This is a genomic window from Pseudomonas cavernicola (assembly GCF_003596405.1).
Lineage (GTDB): Bacteria > Pseudomonadota > Gammaproteobacteria > Pseudomonadales > Pseudomonadaceae > Aquipseudomonas > Aquipseudomonas cavernicola.
The window spans coordinates 2,766,799-2,777,717 of the sequence record NZ_QYUR01000002.1; the positions used below are offsets into that span (position 1 = coordinate 2,766,799).

Annotated in this window: 13 protein-coding genes; 6 read left to right on the forward strand and 7 right to left on the reverse strand. The window is 58.8% G+C overall.

Features of this window, described 5'->3' with window-relative positions; genetic code table 11:
- Nucleotide 1 precedes the first annotated feature (1 nt).
- Complete coding sequence (locus D3879_RS13195; RefSeq protein WP_119954672.1) at nucleotides 2–184, forward strand: PA3496 family putative envelope integrity protein; 183 nt, start codon at nucleotides 2–4, stop codon at nucleotides 182–184.
- A gap of 89 nt (nucleotides 185–273) precedes the next feature.
- Here the strand turns inward: D3879_RS13195 and gloA are convergent, their stop codons facing one another.
- The 3 genes from gloA to D3879_RS13210 all read right to left on the reverse strand — a co-directional run bounded on the left by gloA (nucleotide 274) and on the right by D3879_RS13210 (nucleotide 3,351).
- On the reverse strand, nucleotides 274–666 hold the full coding sequence (gene gloA, locus D3879_RS13200; RefSeq protein WP_119954673.1) for a lactoylglutathione lyase: 393 nt from the start codon (nucleotides 664–666) through the stop codon (nucleotides 274–276).
- 292 nt (nucleotides 667–958) lie between these two features.
- Nucleotides 959–2,176: an argininosuccinate synthase gene (locus D3879_RS13205; protein WP_119954674.1), complete on the reverse strand. Its 1,218-nt coding sequence runs from the start codon at nucleotides 2,174–2,176 to the stop codon at nucleotides 959–961.
- Between the two features lie 263 nt (nucleotides 2,177–2,439).
- Nucleotides 2,440–3,351, reverse strand: coding sequence for a flagellar protein MotY (locus D3879_RS13210; RefSeq protein WP_119954675.1), 912 nt, complete (start codon nucleotides 3,349–3,351; stop codon nucleotides 2,440–2,442).
- Between the two features lie 131 nt (nucleotides 3,352–3,482).
- On the opposite strand from D3879_RS13210, the gene pyrC reads away from it, so the two are divergent.
- Both pyrC and rnt read left to right on the forward strand, forming a co-directional pair.
- A complete protein-coding gene (gene pyrC / locus D3879_RS13215; RefSeq protein WP_119954676.1) occupies nucleotides 3,483–4,529 on the forward strand; it encodes a dihydroorotase in 1,047 nt (348 codons plus the stop codon).
- The gene (gene rnt, locus D3879_RS13220) at nucleotides 4,526–5,203 is read left to right on the forward strand and encodes a ribonuclease T (protein ID WP_119954677.1); all 678 of its coding nucleotides are present in this window, start codon (nucleotides 4,526–4,528) and stop codon (nucleotides 5,201–5,203) included. Before pyrC ends, rnt begins: the two co-directional genes overlap by 4 nt.
- A gap of 51 nt (nucleotides 5,204–5,254) precedes the next feature.
- Here rnt and D3879_RS13225 read toward each other — a convergent pair whose 3' ends face one another.
- Nucleotides 5,255–5,857, reverse strand: a complete 603-nt coding sequence (locus tag D3879_RS13225) for a peroxiredoxin (RefSeq protein WP_119954678.1) — start codon at nucleotides 5,855–5,857, stop codon at nucleotides 5,255–5,257.
- Nucleotides 5,858–6,146: 289 nt separating this feature from the next.
- Here D3879_RS13225 and D3879_RS13230 point away from each other — a divergent pair, with 289 nt between their 5' ends.
- Together D3879_RS13230 and bfr are read left to right on the forward strand one after the other, a co-directional pair.
- Nucleotides 6,147–6,365: a bacterioferritin-associated ferredoxin gene (locus tag D3879_RS13230; protein WP_119954679.1), complete on the forward strand. Its 219-nt coding sequence runs from the start codon at nucleotides 6,147–6,149 to the stop codon at nucleotides 6,363–6,365.
- A 197-nt stretch (nucleotides 6,366–6,562) separates the two neighbouring features.
- Nucleotides 6,563–7,033, forward strand: a complete 471-nt coding sequence (bfr, locus tag D3879_RS13235) for a bacterioferritin (RefSeq protein ID WP_119954680.1) — start codon at nucleotides 6,563–6,565, stop codon at nucleotides 7,031–7,033.
- 86 nt (nucleotides 7,034–7,119) lie between these two features.
- Here the strand turns inward: bfr and grxD are convergent, their stop codons facing one another.
- Nucleotides 7,120–7,446, reverse strand: a complete 327-nt coding sequence (gene grxD / locus D3879_RS13240; protein WP_119954681.1) for a Grx4 family monothiol glutaredoxin — start codon at nucleotides 7,444–7,446, stop codon at nucleotides 7,120–7,122.
- A gap of 99 nt (nucleotides 7,447–7,545) precedes the next feature.
- A complete protein-coding gene (locus D3879_RS13245; protein WP_119954682.1) occupies nucleotides 7,546–9,654 on the reverse strand; it encodes a molybdopterin oxidoreductase family protein in 2,109 nt (702 codons plus the stop codon).
- 427 nt (nucleotides 9,655–10,081) lie between these two features.
- Between D3879_RS13245 and D3879_RS13250 the strand changes: the two genes are divergently transcribed.
- Nucleotides 10,082–10,294 (forward strand): cold-shock protein, encoded by a 213-nt coding sequence (locus D3879_RS13250; RefSeq protein WP_108097521.1) that lies wholly within the window; start codon nucleotides 10,082–10,084, stop codon nucleotides 10,292–10,294.
- Nucleotides 10,295–10,401: 107 nt separating this feature from the next.
- On the opposite strand, the gene D3879_RS13255 is transcribed toward D3879_RS13250, so the two are convergent.
- The gene (locus D3879_RS13255) at nucleotides 10,402–10,632 is read right to left on the reverse strand and encodes a hypothetical protein (RefSeq protein ID WP_147411138.1); all 231 of its coding nucleotides are present in this window, start codon (nucleotides 10,630–10,632) and stop codon (nucleotides 10,402–10,404) included.
- Between the last annotated feature and the right edge of the window lie 287 nt (nucleotides 10,633–10,919).

Here is a 10,919-nt window from a genome sequence, read left to right on the forward strand (position 1 = left end):
CATGAGCACTAGCAAAGAAGACCTGGAACTCGACGAAGACGTTGGCACCGATGAGGCAGATGACGCGGCAGAGACTCCGGTTGAAGTCGCTAAAACCAATCTGACCAAACGGCGCATCATCGACAACCTCTTGGAAGAGCGTCGCCTACACAAACAACTGGCCGAATACGATTTCGATCTGTAATCGCGCCAAGCAAAAGCCCCGCAATGCGGGGCTTTTTCATTCACGCCAGGAACAGCCTTGGCCGCGCCAACCTGACAAAGAACAGCCGATCAATCACCTCGGTGCGGCGACAACAGCTCGATCTTGTAACCATCTGGATCTTCGACAAAGGCCAAAATGCTGCTGCCGTGCTTCATCGGCCCCGGCTCACGGGTGATCTTGCCGCCGCGCGCACGGATGTCCTCGCAGGCCTTGTAGACATCGTCGACTTCCAGCGCGACATGCCCGTAGCCGCTACCCAGTTCATATTCCTCGACGCCCCAGTTCTGGGTCAGTTCGATCACGCTATTCTCGGCTTCATTGCCGTAACCGACAAAAGCCAGGGTGAATTGACCCTCGGGATAATCTTTGCGGCGTAGCAGGGTCATGCCCAGCACTTCGGTATAGAAGGTTATGGATTTATCCATATCGCCGACGCGCAGCATGGTGTGCAGCAGTCTCATCAGGTTTCTCCTTAATCAGTGCCGCTTGTGGCGGACTCAGAGCCTGTTCACGATCTCGCGAGCCAAGGTCAGACAAGGCTACGCCCGCTCCATGCGGGCTAGCGGCATTCACCACATCCCTGTGGATCGCGAAATCGGGCGAAGAGGCGCACTTTACAAGTAGTAAATGAGCATTTTGAGCCCGATTTCAACGCCGCGTGGCCGACGCGCAGCAGATCACGAACAGGCTCTCAGAAACGAACAACCCCGGGGAGTGCCCGGGGTTGTTTTGTCAGGCTCAGTTCACAGCCTATCAGAACAGCTTGCGACCTTTGTTGGCAGCGATGCGCATACGCAAGGCGTTCAACTTGATAAAGCCAGCCGCGTCGGCCTGGTTGTAGGCGCCGGCATCGTCCTCGAAAGTGGCGATGTTGGCGTCGAACAGCGACTCATCGGACTTGCGACCGGTGACGATGACGTTGCCTTTGTAGAGTTTCAGACGCACTACACCATTAACGTGGGCCTGCGAGGCGTCGATCATCTGTTGCAGCATCAGACGCTCCGGGCTCCACCAGTAGCCGGTGTAGATCAGGCTGGCGTACTTCGGCATCAACTCGTCTTTCAGGTGCGCGACTTCGCGGTCCAGGGTGATCGATTCGATGGCACGGTGGGCACGCAACATGATGGTGCCGCCGGGCGTCTCGTAGCAGCCACGCGACTTCATGCCGACATAGCGGTTCTCGACGATATCGAGGCGGCCGATACCGTTCTCGCCACCGATCTTGTTCAGCGTCGCGAGCACAGTAGCCGGGCTCATTTCGACACCATCGAGGGCAACGATGTCACCGTTGCGGTAGGTCAATTCGAGGTAGGTCGGCACGTCCGGCGCAGTTTCCGGCGACTTGGTCCAACGCCACATGTCCTCTTCGTGCTCAGTCCAGGTGTCTTCCAGCACGCCGCCTTCATACGAGATATGCAGCAGGTTGGCGTCCATGGAGTACGGTGATTTTTTCTTGCCGTGACGCTCGATTGGGATCGCGTGCTTCTCGGCGTAATCCATCAGCTTCTCGCGTGAGAGCAGATCCCACTCACGCCAGGGGGCGATGACTTTTACGCCCGGCTTCAGTGCATAGGCACCCAACTCGAAACGCACCTGGTCGTTGCCCTTGCCGGTCGCGCCATGGGAAATGGCGTCAGCGCCGGTTTCGTTGGCGATCTCGATCAAACGCTTGGCGATCAGCGGGCGGGCGATGGACGTACCGAGCAGGTACTCGCCTTCGTAAACAGTGTTGGCGCGGAACATCGGATAAACGAAGTCGCGCACGAACTCTTCGCGCAAATCGTCAATGTAAATTTCCTTCACGCCCATGGCCTGCGCCTTGGCGCGTGCCGGCTCAACTTCTTCGCCTTGGCCGAGATCCGCGGTGAAAGTCACCACTTCACATTGATAGGTATCTTGCAGCCACTTGAGAATCACCGAAGTGTCGAGGCCACCGGAATACGCCAGGACAACCTTCTTTACGTCCGCCATGCCATCACTCCACGGGGTTGTACGGAAAACCCGCGATTCTACTGCTCGCGCCGGCTGATTTACAGAGGCGCGACGGCTTCTGACGACGAAGCGACAGAATCTTTCGCCTGTGCGACCACTAGGAGGTTGGCGCTGAGCCGAAGGCGATGCCCAACGACTGGCCTGCAGGGCCGGGCTACCTTCGAGTCAAGGGAGTCGCTAGGCGACTCCTTGTTGGGCATCGCTGCGCTCAGCGCCAACCTACACCCGACAGGCTTCTAGGCTCAGGAGGCGGCTGCCGGATTAGGCGCAACGGCGGCCGGGGTTGGCGTGTCGGCAGGTGCGGCCTCACGTGACAGATGTACAGTCACCCGCCGATTACGCGCGCGGTTGGTTTCGTTGTTGTTCTGCGCCACCGGGTAGCGCTCGCCATGAAAGCGCATAACGATCTGCTGCTCCGGCACACCGTTGGCTTTGAAGTAATCCAGCACCGCCAAGGCGCGACGGCGCGATAAGTCACGATTGGTCAGGCGGCTACCACCGTTGTCCGAGTGGCCATCCAACTCGATGTGATTAACGCTGGGATCGGCCTTGAGGTATTGCAGGATAATTTCCAGTTTGGCCCGAGAGGCATCATCAAGCGCCGAACCGCCACCCGGAAAACCGATCTGCGCCTGCTTGATCTGATCGAAGTTAACCGGCAGCAACTTGGCTGTGCAGGCCAGATAGTCGCTATAGGCCTTGTTGAACTTGACCGGCAGCAATCGCACCTCCAGCCCCTCGCCGCCTTGTAGCGTGCGATGCCGGACTAACGGACTGCGCCCGTCGAGCAAACCACTGAGCAGACGCGCGCCTTGCTGCTGCGAGCTGTTGAGTGGCACCTCTCCCGAGCCCACGCTGACCACGCCCAGGTTGATATCGCCACGCCCTGGCTGCCAAGGTACCGCGGCCGCCAACAGAGTCGCGGAACCACTGCCCATCCACTGCTCACGTGCCTGTAAGCGGAACGTAGCTTGCTCGCCAGCGCGCCGGACGAACTCGCCAACCCCGAAATCGGTGATGCTTTGCGACAGACGGCACTCAAACTGATCGCCCTCGACCTTCCACTCAACCTTTTCCAGACGCGTCTGAAAGGTGATGGCCACGGCCGGCAAGCTGGCGATCAGACTGAGCAAGGCGAGATAATGCTGGCGCACGGCGGACTCCACAAGGAATAACGGCATTCCACAGTGGTATCGGTTGAGTCAGGCAAAACTTGATAGCGGGTGCCTGAGAGCGGCTTTTCCGGTAGCATTCCCAGTAGTTTTGCCCGCCTGGAATTCCCCCAATGACCGACCGCCTGACCCTGCTGCGCCCCGACGACTGGCACATCCATCTACGTGATGGCGCGGTACTGCCGCGTACCGTCGCCGACGTCGCGCGCACCTTTGGCCGCGCCATCATCATGCCGAACCTGGTGCCGCCGGTACGCAATACCGAAGAAGCTGATGCCTATCGCCAGCGCATCCTGGCCGCGCGTCCGGCCGGGAGTCGTTTCGAGCCGCTGATGGTGCTTTACCTCACCGACCTCACCAGCGCCGAAGACGTTCGCGCGGCCAAGGCCTCGGGCTTCGTCCACGCCGCCAAACTCTATCCGGCCGGCGCCACGACCAACTCGGACGCTGGCGTTACCAGCATCGACAAGATTTTCCCGGTTCTGGAAGCCATGGCCGAAGTCGGCCTGCCGCTGCTGGTACACGGGGAAGTCACCCGTGGCGAAATCGACGTATTCGACCGCGAGAAAGTGTTCATCGACGAACAGCTGAGCCGTGTGGTCGAGCGCTTTCCGACGCTGAAAGTGGTGTTTGAACACATCACCACCCGCGAGGCCGTGCAGTTCGTCAACGCTGCTTCGGCGAACGTCGGCGCCACCATCACTGCCCATCATCTGCTGTACAACCGCAATCACATGCTGGTTGGCGGTATTCGCCCGCACTTCTATTGCCTGCCCATTCTGAAGCGCAACGTGCACCAGGAAGCCCTGCTGGACGCGGCTGTCAGCGGCAGCAGCAAGTTTTTCCTCGGCACCGACTCGGCACCGCACGCCCAGCACGCCAAGGAAGCCGCCTGCGGTTGTGCCGGCTGCTACACCTCCTATGCCGCCATTGAGCTGTACGCCGAAGCCTTCGAGCAGCGTAACGCGCTGGATAAGCTGGAAGCCTTCGCCAGCCAGCACGGCCCGGACTTCTATGGGCTGCCGCGCAACAGCGAAACCATTACCCTGGTTCGTGAAGAATGGATCGCCCCGACTAGCTTGCCGTTCGGCAAGCAAAGCGTAATCCCGCTGCGCGCCGGTGAAAAACTGCGCTGGCGCCTGCTGGAGCAAAACACGTGAGTGACGATAGCTACGACGACGAACAGGAAGGTCACGGCGGCGGTGGCAACTCACGCCACCCAATGGCCCAGCGCTTTCGCGGCTATCTGCCGGTAGTCGTCGACGTCGAGACCGGCGGCTTCAACTGCGCCACCGACGCCTTGCTGGAAATTGCCGCGGTCACCGTTGGCATGGATGAAAAAGGTTTCCTCTTTCCCGAGCACACCTATTTCTTCCGGGTCGAGCCGTTCGCAGGCGCCAATATCGAAGCAGCCGCACTGGAGTTCACCGGCATCAAGCTCGACCATCCGCTGCGCATGGCGGTAAGTGAAGATACAGCCCTGACCGACATCTTCCGTGGCATCCGCAAAGCGCTGAAAGCCAACGGTTGCAAGCGTGCCATTCTGGTCGGGCATAACAGCAGCTTCGACTTGGGCTTCCTCAACGCGGCGGTCAACCGCAACGATATGAAGCGCAACCCCTTCCACCCCTTCTCCAGCTTCGACACGGCGACCCTCGCCGGCCTCGCCTACGGCCAGACCGTGCTGGCCAAGGCCTGCCAGACCGCCGGTATCGACTTCGACGGCCGTGAAGCGCACTCCGCGCGCTACGACACCGAGAAAACCGCGGAGCTGTTCTGCGGCATCGTCAACCGCTGGAAAGAGATGGGCGGTTGGGAAGACTTCAACGAATAAACGCAGACAAAAAACCCGGCCGAAGCCGGGTTTTTTGTGGACGCAACAGCCTTACAGCTTGCTAGCGTTCTCAGCCAGGTACGAGGCTACGCCTTCAGGCGTGGCGGTCATGCCTTTGTCGCCTTTCTTCCAGTTAGCCGGGCAAACCTCGCCGTGCTCTTCGGTGAACTGCAGAGCATCGACCAGACGCAGCAGCTCGTCCATGTTACGGCCCAGCGGCAGGTCGTTGACGATCTGCGAGCGCACGACGCCGTTCAGGTCGATCAGGAAGGCACCACGGAACGCCACGCCGTCGGCGGACTCAACGTCGTAGGCTTTGGCGATTTCGTGCTTAACGTCGGCGGCCAGGGTGTACTTAACTTGGCCGATGCCGCCTTTGTCTACCGGGGTGTTACGCCAGGCGTTGTGGGTGAAGTGGGAGTCGATGGAGACACCGATCACTTCCACGTTACGCGCTTTGAACTCAGGGATGCGGTGATCCAGAGCGATCAGCTCGGACGGGCAAACGAAGGTGAAATCCAGTGGGTAGAAGAAAACCAGACCGTATTTGCCTTTGATTGCCGAGGACAAGCTGAAGCTGTCAACGATCTCGCCGTTACCCAGTACCGCAGCCACGTTGAAATCAGGGGCTTGTTTGCCTACGAGTACGCTCATTCGATATCTCCTTGAGTGATGAGTGAGGTGCGAGCCGATTTAAACCTAGCACCGACAAACGACAGCGCAATAACACGACTCGCTCCAGGAACCGACAATGATACACCTCGATTTTGAGCGAGGCCCACCGCTTTTTGCCCCGCCCTCCAACCGATAGAGCGCATGCCCTAGATGACCGTTTGTCTGGCAGCAGAGCCTCTAGGGCGAGACTTTAAACATACGTTTTGACAAGCATTCTCATTAACATTAGTATCTTTCGCATCAAGCCACTTTGAGTTTTGGGCCTCTCATGTACGTCTGTCTCTGCCTTGGTGTCACCGACGGTCAAATTCGCGATGCGATCTTTGAAGGTTGCTGCAGTTACCGTGATGTTCGCAAGACGCTGGACGTTGCCAGCCAATGTGGCAAATGTGCCACCCTGGCCAAGCAAGTAGTCCGCGAGACCCTGACCGAAGTGCAAAGCAGCCAAGCCGCGCTGGCCTACCCCGCCGGTTTCGTCGCCGCCTAATTCGAACGTTTTGAACAACCGGACCTCGTGTCCGGTTTTTTATGCCTGAAATTCAAGCGCTTAGCGGCAAAATGCAGAACTCAAACATTCGTATTCAGATTAATTTTTACTTCAATTTCAATAGCTTAGATTTGACAGCGACTATTTGCCGGCCCAAAATTTGAAATTACCTATTCCCTTGCACGGCAGGATCCGACATGAAAGGCGACAAGAAAGTCATCCAGCATCTCAACAAGATCCTCGGGAACGAGCTGGTCGCGATCAACCAGTACTTCTTGCACGCGCGCATGTACGAAGACTGGGGCCTGAAAAAGCTCGGTGAGCACGAGTATCACGAGTCCATCGACGAGATGAAGCATGCGGACACGCTGATCAAGCGCATCCTTTTCCTCGAAGGCCTGCCTAACCTGCAAGACCTCGGCAAAATCCTGATCGGCGAAAACACCAAGGAAATGCTCGAGTGCGATCTGAAGATCGAGCATAAGGCACACATCGACCTCAAAGACGCCATCGCCTACTGCGAAAGCATTGGTGACTACGCCAGCCGTGAGCTGCTGGAAGCTATCCTCAGCTCCGAGGAAGACCACATCGATTGGCTGGAAACCCAGCTGGACCTGATCGACAAGGTCGGCCTGCCGAACTACCTGCAGTCGCAGATGGACGAATAAACCGCAGACAATAAAAAGCCCCGCACTGACGGGGCTTTTTATTGCGCGGGCTTTCTCTCCCGAGTCAGCCGGCACAGCACTCTGAATCAGGCATCAGCCTTGTGCGTCGCCGCTTTGATCAGGGCTTGCAACTCCCCCTTCTCGAACAGTTCGGCCATGATGTCGCTACCGCCGACCAGTTCACCACCGACCCACAGCTGCGGGAAGGTCGGCCAGTTGGCGTACTTCGGCAGGTTGGCGCGGATTTCCGGATTCTGCAGGATGTCGACATAAGCGAACTTCTCGCCGCAAGCCATGACGACCTGCGCAGCTTTAGACGAAAAGCCACACTGTGGGGCATTCGGCGAGCCTTTCATGTACAGCAGAACGGTGTTGTTAGCGATCTGCTCTTTGATGGTTTCGATGATATCCATGGGGGACCTCAGCACTGGACTTTCCGACTCACGGGTCGGCACGGTGGCGGCATTGTAACGGAAAGCCAAGCACTTGGCTCGGCCTCCCTTCTTTCAAGATTAAGCCGCTTCGACTTCGACGGGAACACCATTCAAGGCGGCATTGCCAGACAGCGCATCGAGTTGACGCTCGTCGGTCAAATCATTCGCGCTGGCCCCCGGTTGCGCACTGGCGATCGCCATCTGCACCCCCGGCCGGCCATGCCCCCAACCGTGCGGCAAACTGACCACGCCGGGCATCATCTCTTCGCTGGTCGCCACTTCCACCTCGATGGCGCCAACCCGCGAACGCACTCGCACGCGCTGGCCGTCGGCCAGACCGCGCTTGGCCAGATCCTCGGGATTCATCAGCAGTTGATGGCGCGGCTTGCCCTTCACCAACCGGTGGTAGTTATGCATCCAGGAATTGTTGCTGCGCACATGGCGACGGCCGATCAGCACCAGTTCGCCGGCCTTGGGTACAGGGTCCGCGGCGAAGCGCGGCAGATCGCTCAATAGCAAGGCAGGGGCAGCCTGGACTTTTTTGCCAGGCGTCTTCAGTCGCTCAGCCAGATTGGGTTTGAGCGCCCCCAGATCGATGCCATGAGGATGCTCACGCAGCTTGGCCAACGACAATTGGTGTTCGGACTTGTCCCCATACAGGCCTACGCGCAGCCCCATATCGATCATCTGCGCCGGCGCCATGGTCGGCTTCAGCTGCGCCCCGGTCTTGGCGGCAAAGGCCTTGGCCAGGCCGACGAAAATTTCCCAGTCGTGCAGCGCCCCCAGGGGCTTATCCAATACCGGCTCGTTGAAACGGGTAACGTTGCGCACGGCGAACATATTGAAGGTAGTGTCGTAGTGGTCGTGCTCCAGCGGCCCGGTGGGAGGTAGGATCAGGTCGGCATAGCGCGTGGTCTCGTTGATATAGAAATCGACGCTGAGCATGAATTCCAGGCCATCCAGCGCCTGCTCCAGCTGACGGCCGTTGGGCGTGGACAACACGGGGTTGCCGGCGACGGTGATCAACGCGCGGATCTGTCCCTCGCCGGGCGTCAACACTTCCTCAGCCAGCGCCGCCACTGGCAGCTCGCTGCTGTATTCCGGAAGGCCGGAGACACGACTCTGCCAACGATTGAAATTGTTGCCGGAGGTACTGGCCACTAGGTCCAACGCAGGTTCAGTGCAGAGCGCGCCACCCACCCGATCGAGGTTACCGGTGACCAGATTGATCAACTGGATCAGCCAATGGCAGAGCGTGCCGAAGGCCTGGGTCGACACACCCATGCGGCCATAGCACACCGCTTTATCGGCCGCTGCAAAGTCGCGGGCCAGTTGGCGAATCTGCTCGGCCGGCACGCCGCAGCGCCCACTCATGGTCTCGGCGGTGAACTCGGCGATGGCCTGGCGTGCCTCATCCAGCCCCTCGACCGGCAGATGGCTGGCGCGGGCCAGGCCTTCCTCAAACAGGGTGTTCAACATACCAAAGAGCAGCGCCGCGTCCTGGCCCGGACGCACGAACAGGTGTTGGTCGGCAATCGCCGCGGTCTCGCTGCGGCGCGGGTCGACTACCACGATCTTGCCGCCACGCGCTTTGATCGCCTTCAGGCGCTTCTCCACATCTGGCACGGTCATGATGCTGCCGTTGGAGGCCAACGGGTTGCCGCCGAGGATCAGCATGAAGTCGGTATTGTCGATATCGCTGATCGGCAGCAGCAGGCCGTGGCCGTACATCTGCTGGCTGACTAGGTGATGCGGCAACTGGTCCACTGAGGTGGCGGAAAAACGGTTGCGGGTTTTCAGTAAGCCGAGGAAATAGTTGCTGTGGGTCATGATCCCGTAGTTATGCACGCTGGGGTTGCCATGGTATGTGGCCACCGCATTCTGCCCATGGCGTGCCTGAATCTCGGCGAGGCGGCTGGCGACCAGTTCGAACGCCTCATCCCAGTCGATGGCCTGCCATTCGCTGCCCACACGACGCATCGGTTGGCGCAGGCGGTCAGGGTCATTCTGAATATCTTGCAGCGCGACGGCCTTCGGGCAGATATGGCCGCGGCTGAAGCTGTCCTGGGCGTCGCCCTTGATCGAGAGAATCTGCTGACCACCGCTCTCCAGGGCCGTGGTCTCGATGGTCAGACCGCAGATGGCTTCGCACAGGTGGCACGCACGGTGGTGGAGGGTCTTGGTCATGGCCTAGCCTCATATTCTTCTTCGAGACGACCCTTCAGGTCGTGGATTGAAGACTATGGCGGCAGGCGAGCGACTTCGCTAGGAGCGTTCGTCTTATGAATCGGCAGGCATCAAGCCTACCGATTTAACCCACAGCAGGGCGTCTACCGCGCCGAGGTGAGCGGGTTTCCCGTCACCTCGGCACAGCCGATGAACGGCCAATTCCAATCATTTTTTCCCCTGAAACAAAATATCCACGTCCTAGCTAGTCGCATTAATCGCGCAAAGTGCGTATCTTTGGGCCACTGTGCTGCATGTGTACCGCGAATCGCAACTTGGTGTTTAGATCTCGATCCAACCATCTACACGAATCCGATAACTCTTTGCACTCAGTACTGGCACAGGTTACTGCCTGGACCGCAACCCACTCTGTTCAAGGAGAAACACCATGGCTAATCGCGAAACTGGCACCGTTAAATGGTTCAACGATGAAAAAGGCTTCGGCTTCATCACCCCAAGCAATGGCGGCGCTGATCTGTTCGTACATTTCAAAGCAATCCAGAGCGACGGCTTCAAGAGCCTGAAAGAAGGTCAGACCGTTTCTTTCGTGGCTGCTAAAGGCCAGAAAGGCATGCAAGCTGAAGAAGTTCAGGTAGTCTAAGACTCCCCGATCTGATCAAAAAAGCCCTGCATCTTGCGGGGCTTTTTTGTGCCCGGCGTTAGCCCATCGGGCTAAGCACTGGCCTTCGCAACAAGCAGGGCCTCGGCTCAGAAAACCGGGTTATCGCTCTTGTCGATACTGATGACTTTAGCCAGCTCCGCCAGTGCCGCAGTCTCGGCATCGATTTTGTACTCGAAGTGCTGATCGGCGCAGATACGATGGTAGACCGCGTCGGAATCATCCCCGAGGCGGCGGATGGCCAGAAAAGCTTGCGGCTCCTTGCCAACCATTCTGGCCGCACTCCAAACGAGATGATGGGCAAAGGTGCGCTGGCTCATGACACTTCCTGCTCTAGGCTCGCCGACAAAAGGTCGACTCTGGCTTTGAGTATGCTCAGTATCCGTGAGCAGTCCTAGCTCCCAGACGGATGGGGCGGAAACTACGCCCAACGTACCCTGTGCATCCCTGGCAGCCACTTGCGCCACCTGCCACGCCGGTGCAAACAGACCTTGATGACCGAGCTGCACCTCGCTTTCATTGCCAACCCGTTGGGCCACAGTGTACAAATGCTCCCCTTCAGCGATGCGGGCAGGGGCAATTTCAGGGTGGATTGACCTGGGTTGCT